Annotated in this window: 13 protein-coding genes; 8 read left to right on the top strand and 5 right to left on the bottom strand. The window is 70.5% G+C overall.

The window, feature by feature from the left end; all coding sequences use genetic code 11:
* Positions 1 to 24: 24 nt before the first annotated feature.
* The gene (locus ACTWPW_RS26555) at positions 25 to 1,206 is read right to left on the bottom strand and encodes a zinc-dependent alcohol dehydrogenase (RefSeq protein WP_375110736.1); all 1,182 of its coding nucleotides are present in this window, start codon (positions 1,204 to 1,206) and stop codon (positions 25 to 27) included.
* A 94-nt stretch (positions 1,207 to 1,300) separates the two neighbouring features.
* Between ACTWPW_RS26555 and ACTWPW_RS26550 the strand changes: the two genes are divergently transcribed.
* Together ACTWPW_RS26550 and ACTWPW_RS26545 are read left to right on the top strand one after the other, a co-directional pair.
* A complete protein-coding gene (locus tag ACTWPW_RS26550; RefSeq protein WP_443170218.1) occupies positions 1,301 to 1,570 on the top strand; it encodes a hypothetical protein in 270 nt (89 codons plus the stop codon).
* Positions 1,571 to 1,649: 79 nt separating this feature from the next.
* Positions 1,650 to 3,023 (top strand): carbohydrate-binding protein, encoded by a 1,374-nt coding sequence (locus ACTWPW_RS26545; RefSeq protein WP_375110734.1) that lies wholly within the window; start codon positions 1,650 to 1,652, stop codon positions 3,021 to 3,023.
* 40 nt (positions 3,024 to 3,063) lie between these two features.
* Here the strand turns inward: ACTWPW_RS26545 and ispG are convergent, their stop codons facing one another.
* Together ispG and ACTWPW_RS26535 are read right to left on the bottom strand one after the other, a co-directional pair.
* Positions 3,064 to 4,173 (bottom strand): flavodoxin-dependent (E)-4-hydroxy-3-methylbut-2-enyl-diphosphate synthase, encoded by a 1,110-nt coding sequence (gene ispG / locus ACTWPW_RS26540; RefSeq protein ID WP_443170217.1) that lies wholly within the window; start codon positions 4,171 to 4,173, stop codon positions 3,064 to 3,066.
* Complete coding sequence (locus tag ACTWPW_RS26535) at positions 4,161 to 5,909, bottom strand: 1-deoxy-D-xylulose-5-phosphate synthase (protein ID WP_443170216.1); 1,749 nt, start codon at positions 5,907 to 5,909, stop codon at positions 4,161 to 4,163. Before ACTWPW_RS26535 ends, ispG begins: the two co-directional genes overlap by 13 nt.
* Positions 5,910 to 6,038: 129 nt before the next feature.
* On the opposite strand from ACTWPW_RS26535, the gene ACTWPW_RS26530 reads away from it, so the two are divergent.
* From ACTWPW_RS26530 to ACTWPW_RS26510, 5 genes are read left to right on the top strand one after another with little or no spacing between them, the layout of a single operon-like run.
* Positions 6,039 to 7,082, top strand: coding sequence for a polyprenyl synthetase family protein (locus ACTWPW_RS26530; protein WP_375110731.1), 1,044 nt, complete (start codon positions 6,039 to 6,041; stop codon positions 7,080 to 7,082).
* A gap of 11 nt (positions 7,083 to 7,093) precedes the next feature.
* Complete coding sequence (locus tag ACTWPW_RS26525; protein ID WP_443170215.1) at positions 7,094 to 8,035, top strand: 4-hydroxy-3-methylbut-2-enyl diphosphate reductase; 942 nt, start codon at positions 7,094 to 7,096, stop codon at positions 8,033 to 8,035.
* Between the two features lie 25 nt (positions 8,036 to 8,060).
* On the top strand, positions 8,061 to 9,470 hold the full coding sequence (locus tag ACTWPW_RS26520) for a family 2B encapsulin nanocompartment shell protein (protein WP_375110729.1): 1,410 nt from the start codon (positions 8,061 to 8,063) through the stop codon (positions 9,468 to 9,470).
* 47 nt (positions 9,471 to 9,517) lie between these two features.
* On the top strand, positions 9,518 to 10,906 hold the full coding sequence (locus ACTWPW_RS26515) for a family 2B encapsulin nanocompartment shell protein (protein ID WP_443170214.1): 1,389 nt from the start codon (positions 9,518 to 9,520) through the stop codon (positions 10,904 to 10,906).
* A 22-nt stretch (positions 10,907 to 10,928) separates the two neighbouring features.
* Positions 10,929 to 13,169 carry a terpene synthase family protein gene (locus ACTWPW_RS26510; protein ID WP_443170213.1) on the top strand — a complete coding sequence of 747 codons (2,241 nt, stop codon included), beginning with the start codon at positions 10,929 to 10,931 and terminating at the stop codon, positions 13,167 to 13,169.
* Here the strand turns inward: ACTWPW_RS26510 and ACTWPW_RS26505 are convergent.
* Entirely contained in the window at positions 13,093 to 13,434 is a 342-nt protein-coding gene (locus ACTWPW_RS26505) for an STAS domain-containing protein (protein WP_375110726.1), read from the bottom strand. The two genes, ACTWPW_RS26510 and ACTWPW_RS26505, sit on opposite strands and share 77 nt — an antisense overlap.
* Positions 13,435 to 13,837: 403 nt before the next feature.
* Positions 13,838 to 14,104: a hypothetical protein gene (locus ACTWPW_RS26500; RefSeq protein ID WP_375110725.1), complete on the bottom strand. Its 267-nt coding sequence runs from the start codon at positions 14,102 to 14,104 to the stop codon at positions 13,838 to 13,840.
* Between the two features lie 502 nt (positions 14,105 to 14,606).
* Between ACTWPW_RS26500 and ACTWPW_RS26495 the strand changes: the two genes are divergently transcribed.
* Complete coding sequence (locus tag ACTWPW_RS26495; protein ID WP_443170212.1) at positions 14,607 to 15,065, top strand: C40 family peptidase; 459 nt, start codon at positions 14,607 to 14,609, stop codon at positions 15,063 to 15,065.
* Positions 15,066 to 15,089 lie beyond the last annotated feature (24 nt).

Below are 15,089 nucleotides of genomic sequence, written 5' to 3'. Positions count from 1 at the left end.
GCGAAACCCCTCTGAGCTGGCAGGTCACGGCTGGAGCAGGATCTTCACCGCGCCGTCGGCCTTCTTCTGGAACATCTCGTACGCATGGGGCGCATCCTCCAGCGGCAGCCGGTGGGTGGTCAGGTCCATCACGCCGAGCGGGTCGGAGTCGTCGGTCAGCAGCGGCATCAGCGCGCTGACCCACTTCCTGACGTGGGCCTGGCCCATGCGCAACGTGATGCCCTTGTCGAACATGCGCAGCATGGGCAGCGGGTCGGTCATGCCGCCGTAGACGCCGATGACCGAGATGACGCCGCCGCGGCGGACGGAGTCGATGGCCTGGTTGAGCGCGGCCAGCCGGTCCACGCCGGCGTTCGACATGAGCGGCGCGGCCACCGCGTCGGGCAGCAGCCCGGTGAGCGTCTGGGCGATCTTGGCGGCGGTGGAGCCGTGGGCCTCCATGCCGACGGCGTCGATGACCGAGTCCGTGCCGCGTCCGGAGGTGCGCTGGCGGATCTCCTCGGGGACGTTGTGCACCTCGCTGGCGTCGATGACCTCGACACCGTGACGGCGGGCCATCTCCAGGCGGGTGGTGATGCCGTCCACGCCGATCACGCGGTGGCCGAGGTGGCGGGCGATGCGGGCGCACATCTGGCCGATGGGCCCGAGCCCGAAGACGGTGACGCTGCCGCCGTCGGGGATCTCCGCGTACGCGACGGCCTGCCAGGAGGTCGGCAGCACGTCGGACAGGTACAGGAACCGCTCGTCCGGCGGCCCCTCCGGGACCTTGATGGGCCCGAACTGCGCCTCGGGCACCCGCAGGTACTGGGCCTGACCGCCGGGCACCTGCCCGTAGAGCCTCGTGTAGCCGAACAGGGCGGCGCCCATGCCCTGCTCGCGGACCTGGGTCGTCTCGCACTGCGCGTAGAGCTCCATCCCGCACATGTGGCAGTGGCCGCAGGCGATGTTGAACGGGATGACCACCCGGTCTCCGGGCTTGATGTTGTCGATGGCGGAGCCGACCTCCTCGACCACGCCCATGGGTTCGTGCCCGAGGATGTCGCCCTCGGCCATGAACGGCCCGAGCACCTCGTACAGGTGCAGGTCGGAGCCGCAGATGCCGCTGCTGGTGACCCTGATGACAGCGTCGTTGGGCTCCTTGATCGCCGGGTCGGGGACCTCTTCGACCCGTACGTCGCGCTTGCCGTGCCAGGTGACTGCTTTCATGCTCGTCTCCTCATTGCCGGGGCACAAATGCCGCATACCCCCACATAGCTCATCAAACAGCCTCCAGGCCCCGCAGCGCGCCTAGACTGCGCGCATGGCACCCACACCGCTCACACCCGACGAGGCCGCCAGATTCCGCGTCACCATGTCCGAGTGGCTCGCCAAGGAGCTCCTGGACAACGGCTCGGTACGCCTGTCCGCCGTGGACGACCCCGACCTCCAGCGCAACTTCCAGGAGGTGGTGCACCGGACGAGCGAGCTGCTCCGGCGACCGGTGATCAGCATTGCCGGCAGCCGCGGCATGACGTTCGAGCTCGGCGACGAACAACTGCCTGGCCAGGGGCGTTCCCCTATAACACCGTGATAGGGGCCATTTGACACGACCACTCCTCGTATCCGGTCCCGTACGGTGACGGCACCCCCCAGTACGAGGAGAGTCACCAATGCTCCCCAGAAAGACCCGGACGGCGGGCATCGCGTTAGCCGTCACCCTCATCGCCGTCCCGGCCGTCGCCCTCGCCGCGAAGGGCGCCTCGGCCCAGGACGACAACCTCTACGAGATGGCCAGGACGAGCGCGTCCATCGCGGCCGACCCCCCTCCCGGCCTCGTGGACGCGCTCGCCCGCGACCTCGGCGTCACCGGCGAGCAGGCCGAGGCGCGCCTGGTGAACGAGGCCGCAGCGGCCGGCGTGGAGCCCAGGCTCAGGGCCCTGCTCGGCCCGTCGTACGCCGGCACCTGGGTCACCGGCCCCACCGCCACCCCCGTCGCCGCCACCACCGACCCGTCGAAGACCGCGGCGATCGCGGCGGCCGGCGTCGCGGCCCGCGTGGTCAGCCGCTCGCTCGACCGGCTCGACCAGGTCAAGGCCACCCTCGACCAGGCGTCGGCCACCGCCCCGGGGACCGCGCCGGTCTGGTACGTGGACGTCGTCGAGAACACCGTGGTCGTCCTGACCTCCACGCCCGCCAGGGCCGCCGCCTGGGTGCGCGCCAGCGGCGCCGACGTCTCCGCCGTCCGCGTCGTACGCTCCGACGAGCGGCCGGAGCCGTACTACGACGTGCGTGGCGGTGACGCGTACTACATCGGCTCGGGCTCGCGCTGCTCGGTCGGGTTCTCGGTGACGAGGGCCGGCTCGCAGGGCGGCTTCGTGACCGCCGGCCACTGCGGCTCCACGGGCGCGACCACCACGGGCGTCAACCGGGTGGCGCAGGGCACGTTCCGCGGCTCCTCCTTCCCCGGCAACGACTACGCCTGGGTCGAGGTCAACACGCAGTGGACCCCGGTCGGGGTCGTGAACGGCTACAGCGCGGGCATCCTGCCGGTGCGCGGCTCGGCCGTGGCCCAGCCCGGCTCGTCGATCTGCCGCTCCGGCTCGACCACCCAGTGGCGCTGCGGCTCGGTCCAGCAGCTCAACACCAGCGTCACCTACCCGCAGGGCACGGTCAGCGGCGTGACCAGGACCAGCGTCTGCGCCGAGCCCGGCGACTCGGGCGGCTCGTTCATCTCGGGCGACCAGGCCCAGGGCGTCACCTCAGGCGGCTCGGGCAACTGCGGCTCGGGCGGGACGACGTACTTCCAGCCGGTCAACGAGATCCTGGCCACGTACGGGCTGACCCTGGCCACCCAGGGCGGCGGCCCGACCGGCTCGCCGACCGTCACGCCGACCGACCCGGGCGGCACCTGGGCGCCGAACACGGCGTACGCGACGGGCGCCACCGTCACCTACGGCGGGGCCACCTACCGCTGCCTGCAGGGCCACACCTCGCAGGCGGGCTGGGAACCGCCCAACGTCCCCGCGCTCTGGCAGCGCGTCTAGCGGAAGCTCCAGGCCGGGGAGCCCCCTCCCCGGCCTGGGCCTACCCCCGCTCCCGCTCCTCGGCGATGCGCATGGCCTCCTCGACCAGCGTCTCCACGATCAGCGACTCGGGGACGGTCTTGACCACCTCGCCCTTGACGAAGATCTGCCCCTTGCCGTTGCCGGAGGCCACGCCCAGGTCGGCCTCGCGCGCCTCGCCCGGTCCGTTGACCACGCATCCCATGACCGCCACCCGCAGCGGGTGCGGGAACCCCTCGAGCGCGGCCGTCACCCGGTCGGTCAGCGTGTAGACGTCCACCTGGGCCCGCCCGCAGGACGGGCAGGAGACGATCTCCAGCCTCCGCTGCCGCAACCCCAGCGACTCCAGGATGCCGATGCCGACCTTGACCTCCTCCACGGGCGGCGCGGACAGCGACACCCTGATCGTGTCGCCGATCCCCTCGTCGAGCAGCACCCCGAAGGCCACCGCCGACTTGACCGTGCCCTGCATGAGCGGCCCGGCCTCGGTCACCCCCAGGTGCAGCGGGTAGTCGCAGCTCCTGGCCAGCAGCCGGTACGCGGCCACCATCACCTGCGGATCGTGGTGCTTGACCGAGATCTTGATGTCGCGGAACCCGTGCTCCTCGAACAGCGAGCACTCCCACAGCGCCGACTCCACCAGCGCCTCCGGCGTCGCCTTGCCGTGCTTCGTGAGCAGCCTGGGGTCGAGCGAGCCGGCGTTGACGCCGATGCGGATCGGCACGCCCCGGTCGGCCGCCGCCCGGGCGATCTCGCCCACCTTGTCATCAAATTTCTTGATGTTGCCGGGGTTGACCCGCACGGCCGCGCAACCGGCGTCGATGGCGGCGAACACGTACTTCGGCTGGAAGTGGATGTCGGCGATGACCGGGATCTGCGACTTGCGCGCGATCTCCGGCAGCGCGTCGGCGTCGTCCTGCGACGGCACCGCCACCCGGATGATCTGGCAGCCGGCCGCGGTCAGCTCGGCGATCTGCTGCAGGGTGGCGTTGACGTCGGCCGTGACCGTGGTGGTCATCGACTGCACCGAGACGGGCGCGTCGCCGCCGACCGGCACGTCACCCACCATGACCGTCCGCGAGGCCCGCCGGGGCCGGCGGGCCGAAGGTATCCCGAGATCTACAGCGGCCACCTGTTCAGCTCCTTCCTGATGGCGTACGCGATGCCCTGGCCGGTCAGCCCGGCCTCGGCCAGCAGCTCGGACCGGCTGCCCTGGCCGACGAACTCGCACGGCAGCCCGAGGTTGAGCACGTGCCGGCCGGGCTCGCACGCCTGCCGCAGCAGAGCGCCGGCCCCGGAGGCGGCGATGCCGTCCTCGACCGTGACGACCAGCCGGCTGGCACAGGCCGCCTTGCGCAGGTCGTCGGAGACCGGGATGACCCAGCGCGGATCGACCACGGTCACGCCGACGCCCGCCGCCGACAACATCGCGGCGGCGCTCAGGCACGGCTCGGCCATCGGCCCGACGGCCACGAGCAGCACGTCCTGGCCGCTGGACGACAGCACGTCCACCTCGCCGATGCTGCCGGCGGGCGGGATCTCCGCCTCGACCGCGGCCTTGGGAAAGCGCAGCGCCGTGGGGCCGTCGTGCTCCACGGCCTCCTCCAGCAGCTCGCACAGGCGCACCACGTCACGCGGCGCGGCCACCCGCATGCCCGGCACGATGGACAGCGCTGCCAGGTCCCACATGCCGTGATGGCTGGGCCCGTCGGGACCGGTGATCCCGGCCCGGTCGAGCACCAGCGTGACGGGCAGCCGGTGCAGCGCGATGTCCATCAGCACCTGGTCGAGGGCGCGGTTGAGGAACGTGGCGTAGATCGCGACCACCGGGTGCAGGCCGCTCATCGCCAGGCCCGCGGCCGAGGCCATGGCCTGCTGCTCGGCGATGCCGACGTCGAACATGCGGTCGGGGAAGCGCCGGCCGAACGCCGCCAGCCCGGTCGGGCCCGGCATGGCCGCGGTGATGGCGACCAGGTCGTGGCGCCGCTCGCCCAGCGCGCACAGGTGGTGGGAGAAGGCGTGCGTCCAGGTGCTCCCGCCCGTCGAGCGGGGCCGCCCGGTGGCGGGGTCGGTGACCGGGATCGCGTGCAGGTGCTCGTCGAGGTCCTGCTCGGCGGGCTCGTAGCCGCGGCCCTTGCGGGTGACGCAGTGGATGACGACCGGCTCCCGCAGCTCGCGGGCCGTACGCATGACCTGCTCCAGCGCCTCGATGTCGTGCCCGTCGACGGGGCCGAGGTAACGCAGGCCGAGGTTCTCGAAGACGGTCACGCCGGGGGCGGCGCGCAACCGGCCGAGGTGCTCGGCGCAGCCCCCGAACGTCGGCGCGTAGGAGCGGCCGTTGTCGTTGAGCACCACGATCACGGGCCGGTGCCGGGCGGCGCCCAGGTTGTTGAGCGCCTCCCAGGCCACCCCGCCGGTGAGCGCGCCGTCGCCCACCACCGCCACCACGGCCCTGGTGTCGCCGCCGGCGATCCGGCGGGCCTTGGCCATGCCGTCGGCGTAGGCCAGCGCGGTGGAGGCGTGGGAGCTGTCCATGTGGTCGTGCGCCGACTCCTGCCGGCACGGGTAGCCGCTCAGGCCGCCCCGGCAGCGCAGCGCGTCGAAGCCCTCGCGGCGGCCGGTGAGGATCTTGTGCACGTAGGCCTGGTGGCCCGTGTCGAACACGATCACGTCGTCGGGCGAGTCGAACACCCGGTGCAGCGCGATCGTGAGCTCCACGACGCCGAGGTTCGAGCCGAGGTGGCCGCCCCTCGCGCTCACCTTGTCGATCAGGAAGTCGCGAATCTCGCCGGCCAGCCCCGGAAGCAGCTCGGCGGGCAGGGCTCGAAGGTCGTCAGGGGTCGAAACGTAGGGCAGCAGGGTCTTCATGAGATCCCCAGACCTTGTAACTGCTGTGGCAAAAGAAGGGTTGAGCTACTAAAGACACTTTACACGCTCCGTATTCAATGAGTAACTATTGGTAGTGACGGACTGACAGAAGGAGCCGCGCGCATGCCGGTGAGCTTCACTCAGCACTCCCTTGGTTCAAGAATTGACCGGCGCCTGAGCGGTTTCCTGGAAACCTGGCGCACCCCGGTTTCCGACCCAGGTGTCGAAGCCGCCTACGGCCTGCTGGCCGACTTCATCCTCGGCGGCGGCAAGCGCGTGCGGCCGCAGCTGTGTTACTGGGGCTGGCGCGGCGCCGGTGGTGACGATTGCGAAGAGATCATCAGCGCGGCCGCGTCCCTTGAGCTGTGTCACGCGGGCCTGCTGATCCACGACGACATCATGGACGGCAGCGAGCTGCGCCGCGGCCAGGCCACCGTGCACCGGAACCTGGCGGGGCTGCACGACGGCCCGGGCGCGGAGGCGTTCGGGCGGGCGGGCGGCATCCTGCTCGGCACGCTCAGCCTGGCCTGGTCCGACGCGCTGCTGTCGTCGTGCGGGGTGGAACCGTCCCGGTTGCGGGCCGCGCACCACGTGTTCGACGCCATGCGGACCGAGGTCATCAGCGGCCAGTACCTCGACGTGCTCGCCCAGCTCCGCTCGGGCGCGACCGAGGCCGAGGCGCTGACGGTGATCCGCTACAAGAGCGCCAAGTACACCGTCGAGCGGCCGCTGCAGATCGGCGGCGCGCTGGCCGGCGCCTCGCCGGAGCTGCTGGACGCCTACTCGCGGTTCGGCGTGCCGCTCGGCGAGGCGTTCCAGCTGCGCGACGACGTGCTCGGCACGTTCGGCTCGTCGTCACAGACCGGCAAGTCGGCGCTGGACGACCTGCGGGAGGGCAAGCAGACGGTGATGTACGCGCACGCCGTCCAGCACGCCTCACCCGCCCAGCTCGGCCACCTCAGGACCTGGCACGGCAACCCCGCGCTGACCGAGGAGCGCGCCGCCGAGGTGCGGCAGATCCTGGTCGACACCGGGGCGCTGGCCAGGGTCGAGCAAATGATCGAAGAACGCGTGCGCGAGGCCGTGTCGGTCCTGGCCGAGGCGCAGATCAAGCCCGAGGCCGCCACCGTGCTGGCCCTGATGGCCGATCAGCTCGCGCACCGCATCAAGTAAGGAGATCCCCCATGGGACGGGTACTTCTCGCGGCTCCGCGCGGCTACTGCGCGGGCGTCGAACGCGCGATCATCACCGTGGAAGAGGCGCTGAGACGCTTCGGGCCACCCGTGTACGTGCGTAAGCAGATCGTGCACAACACCTTCGTCGTCGACGACCTCACCCGGCGCGGCGCCGTCTTCGTCGAGGAGCTCGACGAGGTCCCCGACGGCTCGCTGGTCGTCTTCTCGGCCCACGGCGTCTCGCCGGCGGTGAAGGGGGCGGCGGCACAGCGCGGGCTGCGGACGATCGACGCCACCTGCCCGCTGGTCACGAAGGTGCACAAAGAGGCCGTACGGATGGCCGAGGCCGGCTACGAGATCGTGCTGATCGGCCACGCCGAGCACGAGGAGGTCGAGGGCACGCTCGGCGAGGCCCCCGAACGCATCCACGTCATGGACCCGGCCAGGCCCGACGACCTGACGGCCGACGGCTCCCGGCCGATGAGCTGGCTGTCGCAGACCACGCTCGCCGTGGACGAGACCATGCGGGCGGTCACGGAGTTGCGCCGGCGCTTCCCCGACCTGGCCGACCCGCCCAGCGACGACATCTGCTACGCCAGCCAGAACCGCCAGGAGGCGATCACCAGGATCGCGCCCGAGTGCGAGCTGGTCATCGTGGTCGGCTCGGCCAACTCCTCCAACTCCCAGCGGCTGGTGGAGGTGGCGCTGAACGCGGGCGCGGACGCGGCCTACCTGGTCGACCGGGCCGCGCACGCCGAGGAGGAGTGGCTCGACGGGGTGCGGACCGTCGGCGTCAGCTCCGGCGCCTCCGTCCCCGAAGGGCTGGTCGCGGAATTACTCGACTGGCTCGCGAACCGCGGATACGCCGACGTGGAGCCGGTGACCCTGACCGAGGAGACCCTCACGTTCTCCCTGCCGCTCGAACTCCGATCGACCCGCAACCCCGGCTAGGCCCCGAGATTGGTGGTGCAGCACGATGACCGAAACGACTCATTCCTCCGCTCCCGAGAACGGCAACGGACAGCTCAGCCTCAGCACCGATGCCGCCAAACAACTCGCGACGACGACCAAGACGCCGCCGCAGATGCAGGAGATCACCTCCCGCTGGCTGCTGCGGCTGCTGCCCTGGGTGCAGTGCTCCGGCGGCGTGTTCAGGGTGAACCGGCGACTGACGTACACGCTGGGAGACGGCCGGATCACCTTCAGCAACACCGGTTCCGAGGCGCGGGTCATCCCGGCCGAGCTCACCGAGCTGCCCATGTTGCGCGGATTCGACGACATGGAGGTGCTCGAAGCGCTGGCGGGGCGCTTCACCCAGCGTGAGGTCGCGGCCAACGAGGAGATCGTCTCCGAGGGCGGCCCGGTGGACCGGCTCGTGCTGATCGTCCACGGCCGCGTGGCCAAGGTCGGGCGCGGCTCGTACGGTGACGAGCAGAACCTCGGCGTGCTGGCCGACGGTGACTATCTCGGCGAGCAGACCCTGATCGAGGGCGGCCAGTTCGAGTTCAGCGCCCGGGCCAAGACGGCCACCACCCTGCTCACGCTCTCCCGGCAGGACTTCGAGCAGCTCGCCGAGCAGGCTCCCGCGCTGCGCGAGCACGTGGAGCGCTGGCGGACGAGCGGCGACCACGACACGAACGACTACGGCGAGGCCGCGATCAACATGTCGGCCGGCCACGTCGGCGAGGCCGTGCTGCCCGGCACGTTCGTGGACTACGAGCTGAGCCCGCGCGAGTACGAGCTGAGCGTGGCCCAGACGGTCCTGCGCGTGCACAGCCGGGTCTCCGACCTGTACAACCAGCCGATGAGCCAGCTCGACCAGCAGCTCCGCCTCACGGTCGAGGCCCTGCGCGAGCGCCAGGAGAACGAGCTGATCAACAACAGGGAGTTCGGCCTGCTCCACAACGCCGACTTCAGCCAGCGCATCCGCACCCGCTCGGGCCCGCCCACCCCCGACGACCTCGACGACCTGCTGTCCACGGTCTGGAAGGAGCCGTCGTTCTTCCTGGCGCACCCGCAGGCCATCGCCGCCTTCGGCCGGGAGTGCAGCAAGCGCGGCATCTACCCGCAGTCCAGCGAGGTCAGCGGGCATCGCGTGCCGGCCTGGCGGGGCGTGCCGATCTTCCCGTGCAACAAGATCCCGGTCTCCTCGACGCGGACGACGTCGTTCCTGCTCATGCGGACCGGCCAGGAGAACCAGGGCGTCGTCGGCCTGCACCAGACCGGCATCCCCGACGAGTACCAGCCGAGCCTGTCGGTCCGCTTCATGAGCATCAACGAGAAGGCCGTCATCTCCTACCTGGTCAGCGCCTACTACTCGGCCGCGGTCCTGGTGCCGGACGCACTCGGCGTGCTGGAGGACGTCGAGCTCGGCAGGAACGGCTAGCCGGGCCCCTACCTCGTCCGTCCGGTCCACAGGGATTGGTGGTGTTCATGTCAACGCAGCCCGACCAGGGCCCCGACCAGCGGCTGAGCCTCGACACCGCGGCGGCGCGCAATCTCGCCACGACGACCAAGACGCCCCCGCAGATGCGGGAGATCTCTCCCCGCTGGCTGCTGCGGGTGCTCCCGTGGGTGGACGTCACGGGCGGGGTCTACCGGGTGAACCGGCGGCTCACGTACGCGGTCGGCGGCGGCCGGGTGAGCTTCTCGAACACCGGGTCCCGCGTCCGGGTCGTCCCGCCGAGCCTGACCGAGCTGCCGCCGCTGCACGGGCTCGACGACGACCGCGTGCTCGACACCCTCGCGGGGCTGTTCGAGCAGCGGGAGTTCGAGCGCGGCGACACGATCGTGCGGGCCGGACGGCCGGCGGACGAGCTGGTCCTCATCGCGCGCGGCAAGGCGACCAAGCTCCAGGCGGGCCGGTACGGCGACCGCGTCGTCCTCGGCTCGCTGGCCGGCGGCGACCAGGCCGGCTCCGATCTGCAAGCCGGGGGCGCGGTCTGGGAGTACACGCTGGAGGCCGGCACCGCGTGCACGGTGCTGGCCCTGCCGTGGGAGGAGTTCCACGCGGTGGCAAGCCAGTCGCCGGCGCTGCGCGAACACCTCGCCCGCCACCGCGCCCGGCGGGCCGCCCCGCAGAACAGGTGGGGCGAGGCCGAGATCGTCACGGCCGCCGGGCACCGGGGCGAGACCACGCTGCCCGGCACGTTCGCCGACTACGACCCCGGACCGCGCGAGTACGAGCTGAGCGTGTCGCAGACCGTGCTGCGCGTCCACACCCGGGTGTCGGACCTGTACAACCAGCCGATGGACCAGCAGGAGCAGCAACTCCGGCTGACCATCCAGGCGGTGCGCGAGTCCCAGGAGCGCGAGCTGGTCAACAACCCCGACTTCGGGCTGCTGCACCAGGCCCACCCCGGGCAGCGCGTCTACACCCGTACCGGCCCGCCGGGTCCCGACGACCTGGACGAGCTGCTCTGCCGCAGGAAGAAGTCGCGCTTCTTCCTGGCCCACCCGCGCGCCATCGCCGCCTTCCACCGGGAGTGCAGCGCCAGGGGCGTCTATCCCGACAGCGCCGAGGTCGAGGGCTCCTGGGTGACCGCCTGGCGCGGGGTGCCCATCCTGCCCTGCGACAAGATCCCGATCACCCGGGCGGGCACCAGCTCGATCCTCGTCCTGCGTACGGGCGAGGAGGACCAGGGCGTCGTCGGGCTCTTCCAGAAGGGCGTCCCCGGCGAGCGGGAGCCGGGCCTCAGCGTGAAGTTCACCGGGATCGACGCGCGGGCCGTCGCGTCGTACCAGGTCAGCGCCTACTACTCGGTCGCGGTCCTGGTGCCGGACGCGCTCGGGGTGCTGGAGGACGTCGAGGTGGCGCGCTGACCGTCCACATGAAGGAGTGACGATGACCCAGCCGTTCGAACTGCCGGACTTCTACATGCCGTACCCGGCCCGGCTCAATCCCCATCTTGAAGAGGCTCGCGTGCACTCCAAACAGTGGGCGCGCGACATGGGCATGCTCGAAGGCTCGGGCGTATGGGAGGAGGCCGATCTCGACGCGCACGACTATCCGCTGATGTGCGCCTACACCCATCCCGACTGCGACGGCGCCGAGCTCAGCCTGATCACCGACTGGTACGTCTGGGTCTTCTTCTTCGACGACCACTTCCTGGAGGTCTTCAAGCGCACCGGCGACCTGGCGGGCGGCAAGAAATACCTCAACCGGCTGGCCCGGTTCATGCCGATGGGCGGGGACCTGGCCGTGCCGGAGCCGGCCAACCCGGTCGAGGCGGGGCTGGCCGACCTGTGGCCGCGTACGGTGCCGAGCATGTCGCCGGCCTGGCGGGCGCGCTTCGCGGAGAGCACGCGCAACCTGCTCGACGAGTCGCTCTGGGAGCTGGCCAACATCAACCGGGGCCGGGTGTCCAACCCGGTCGAGTACATCGAGATGCGGCGCAAGGTCGGCGGCGCGCCCTGGTCGGCCGGCCTGGTCGAGCACGCCGTGGGGGCCGAGGTGCCGGAGCGGATCGCGGCGTCACGGCCGATGCGGGTGCTGCGGGACTCCTTCTCCGACGCCGTTCATCTGCGCAACGACCTGTTCTCCTACCAGCGGGAGGTCGGGGACGAGGGCGAGCTGAGCAACGGCGTGCTGGTGCTGGAGCAGTTCCTGGGCTGTGACACGCAGGCGGCCGCCGACGCGGTCAACGACCTGCTGACCTCGCGGATGCAGCAGTTCGAGCACACGGCGGTCTTCGAGCTGGGGCCGCTGTTCGTGGAGCACGCCATCGACCCGCTCAGCGCCGCCGGGGTGCTGGCGTACGTCAAGGGGTTGCAGGACTGGCAGTCGGGCGGGCACGAGTGGCACATGCGCTCCAGCCGGTACATGAACGCGCGGGCCAGGGCGAGCCGGCCGCTGGGCATGTCGTCGATGGTCGACCTGCTGGGGGCCAAGCGGCTGCGCAACTTCGCGCACGTGCCGTACCGGCGGGTGGGGCCCTCGCAGATCCCCGACCTGTACGTGCCGTTCGAGCTCAGGCTGTCGCCGCACCTCGACGCCTCCCGGCGGGACACCGTGGCCTGGTGCCGCGCGATGGGCATGCTCGAGGCCCAGCCGGGAGTGTCCGGCTCGGCCGTGTGGGACGAGCAGAAGCTGATCGACAACGACCTGCCGCTGTGCGCGGCGGGCCTGCATCCCGACGCCACGCCCGAGGAGCTGAACCTGGCGTCGTTCTGGCTGGCGTGGGGCACGTACGGGGACGACTACTTCCCCGTCGTCTTCGGCCGGTCGCGCAACCTGGCGGCGGCCAGGGTGACGGTGGCCAGGTTCGGGGCGTTCATGCCGCTCGACGGCTCGGCCCCGCCACCACCGGCCAGCGCGCTCGAACGCGGGCTGGCCGACCTGTGGGCGCGCACGACCGCGCCGATGCCGCCCGCGGACCGGCACAAGCTGCGCACGGCGGTCGAGCACATGTGCGAGGGCTGGTTGTGGGAGCTGGCCAACGAGATCGCCCACCACGTCCCCGACCCGGTGGACTACCTGGAGATGCGCCGGCTGACCTTCGGCTCCGAGCTGACGATGAGCCTGTGCCGGCTGCGGCACTCGAAGGGGATCCCGGAGGAGTTCTACGCCGGCGGCACGATGGTGGCGCTGGAGAACGCGATGATGGACGCCGGGCTGCTGGTCAACGACATCTTCTCGTACCAGAAGGAGATCGAGTTCGAGGGCGAGGTGCACAACTGCATCCTGGTGGTGCAGAGCTTCTTCGACTGCGACTACCCGACGGCGCTGGCCATCGTGAACGACCTGCTGGCCTCGCGGGTGCGGCAGTTCGAGCACATCGTGAACCACGAGCTGCCGATCGTCTGCGACGACTTCGGCCTCGACGCCGAGGCGCGGCGGGATCTCGACGCGTTCGTGGTGGAGCTGCACAACTGGCTGGTGGGCATCCTCAACTGGCACCGCGGCTGCTTCCGCTATGACGAGCCGTCGCTCCTGCGCCACAACCGGCCGCCGACGTGGCGGCTGGGCGGGCCGACCGGGTTCGGCACCTCGGCCGCGACCGTCAGCCCTACAGGGGCACGTGGTGGACCCTGGGCTGGTAGAACCACCCCATCATGCGCAGCAACCGCCGCTGGTACGGCGTGACGTTGTGCAGGCGGATCCAGCGCTCCGAAGGCGGCACCGTGGGCATGACGAGCACGCGCAGCCCGGAGACGTCGATGAAGGTCAGCTCGCCGGTGTCGACGACGATGTAGGTGCCCTGACGGCAACTCGCCAGGGCGCCGGCCAGCGCGGAGCTGTTGGTGGCGTCGATCTCACCGATCAGCGTGACGGCCGGAACCCCTGGCGCCGTCGCCACCGTGATCCTCAGCTGCTGGTCCTGATAGAGCAGCCGTTCCTGGACGCTCACGCTCCCCGCACCCCCCAACACGCGCTCTGGGGGTCGTCTTGCCGGACTGCCACTGGCAGGGGATGACCGCCTTGACCGCTGGCGATTAACCCGAATCCAGGCTACACGAGGTATGTAACGCTATGTAATTTTCGCCGTGAAATGACCGAATTACGGGGAAATCATGGCGGGCAGCGCTTTCCGAACAGGCCGGCCGTACCCGCGCCGGCTGCGGGCTTGACGAGCACCGGCCTGTTCGGAATCGCGATCTACCGTCGGTGGGGCTCGCCGCACCCGCGCCCCGGGCACGCGACCGGCCGCGAAGGCTCTCCGGCAAGGTGCCGCCACGAGGGGCCGTGGCTGCCGGAGCGCCTTCATGCCGGGCGTGCGGACGTGGGCCTGAGCCGCCGCCACCCGGGACGGATCAGTTGTTGTCGCCCGTGCCCTTCTCGTTGTTGAGCACATCGAGGTCGATGTCTTGCAGGTGCAGGGCCGTGAGAACGTCGATGTACTTCACCGAGTCGTTGAGGACGTCGTTGAGCACGGTCGCGTCGTCCAGGATGCTGAGCTGGCTCAGGATCTGCTTGTCTTTGTTGAACGCGTTGGGGCCGACGTCGGCCGAAGCGCTCGTGGCCGAGAACCCGAACAGGCAGCCCGCGATCGCTGCACCGGCAAGAACGCGACGCATCATTTCTGTACTTCTCCTTCGTCGGAATCGGCGCGGGATGCGCGTCATCGTGAATCACTCGCAAGGGCTGCGAGATTCCACGGGTAACAATCTCGCGGGCCGTCGACGGGTCGCAACCTGGCCGTGCTAAGTCAAAGTCAAATGCGCACCCCAATTCCTTGGCCGTAAATCACAACTAGTTCGGATATGTCCGAGTGGCCCTCATTTGTCCGGGGTGGCTTGCAGGGCAATTTTTCATCTTATGGCCATACGCGCGTACCGCATGGCCAAAGGGCGTTTTATCCGCATAGGGAAGGAGGAATGCTAGCGGAGGAACGACCTGGTGCGCGCCACGGCAGGGTTCGGCGCCAACGAGTCAGGGAGCGCTGAATATGCCATGAAAGGACTACGGGCGCTGCTGCTAATTGCGGTGGCGCACACGATTCCGGGCGGGCTGGTTCTACCGGCCGCGGCGGCGGTCAATGGCTGTCCCACGCACATTTGCCGGCCCCACTCGGCTCCGGCCGTGCGGTCCGGGGCCGGGGCGATCGCGGTGCGGGCGGCGATGGAGATGATCGGCGTCCCGTACTCGTGGGGTGGCGGCGGGATCCGGGGGCCCGGGTTCGGGATCGGGAAAGGGGCCAAGGTCTGGGGGTTCGACTGCTCGGGGCTGACCGAGTACGCGTGGGCGCGGGCGGGGGTGCCGATCGGCTCGACCACGCAGGAGCAGTGGCGCTCGGGGATCAGGCTCACGAAGGAGCAGGTGGAGCCGGGGGACCTGGTCTTCTACGACAACGACCCGGGAAGCGCGGGGCCCGAGCACGTCGGGCTGGCGGTGGACGCGACCCGCATGGTGCACGCCCCGTACACGGGGCAGTTCGTCCGGGTGGATCCGCTCGACCGGCGGACCTTCATGGGAGTGGTACGGCCGACGGAGAGCGCGGCCAACCTCGATCCGCCGGTCGATTCGGCGGACGACGTCTGAACGCGACCGCGCGGTACCAGTCGT

Origin of the sequence: Nonomuraea sp. KM90 (assembly GCF_052246675.1) — a bacterium.
GTDB lineage: Bacteria > Actinomycetota > Actinomycetes > Streptosporangiales > Streptosporangiaceae > Nonomuraea.
Note: the sequence above shows the minus strand (reverse complement) of the source record. Positions and strands in the feature narration are given on the sequence as shown.